Source organism: Vibrio sp. D173a, from assembly GCF_030248475.1.
Window position 1 is genome coordinate 1 of record NZ_JAHGAH010001059.1, and the last position, 558, is coordinate 558.

Consider the following 558-nt stretch of genomic DNA (forward strand, 5'->3'; position numbering starts at 1 on the left):
GAAGCCTGCAGGACTTGTTGTTTCACATGATGATTCGACATCACATCCACCGCCACCTTCATCCCTTCCAAGATTGGAATGGCACTTGAGGTACAGATAGACAGAGTACGAGCAAAGCGCGAGGTATTGATCCCTTTAGCAATTTTACCAACCAAAGGAATACTCAGAAGCTTTCTATCCCAGCTAAGACGAATCGATGGTTTCTTAAGGGCTGTTTTCACCAGCACAACAAAGCCAACGATTAAAAGGAATAGCTGAATGCCCCAGTTTTGAATGAACTCACTCGAGGCCAACAAAAACTGAGTAGACTGAGGCAGTTCTTGCCCCATCTGAATGATAGGTTCGACAATCTTAGGCACAACGGTTGCGAGTAGGAAGGAGACAATCGTCACCGCAAACACCACCAGCACCACCGGATAGATCATCGCTTGCATCAGCTTAGATCGCATCTTTTGACGGTTCTCAGCGTAATCAGCCAAGCGCTCCAAGACCGCATCTAGGTGACCCGATTTTTCACCGGCAGCTACCATGGCACGAAACAGTTCATCGAAGATATGA

General features: G+C 47.3%; 1 protein-coding gene. It reads right to left on the reverse strand.

All coding sequences use genetic code 11. The features are described 5' to 3' along the window. Positions 1–558 (reverse strand): type II secretion system F family protein (locus tag KIV40_RS31275; RefSeq protein ID WP_285353195.1); only part of this gene is annotated, 558 nt, incomplete at both ends.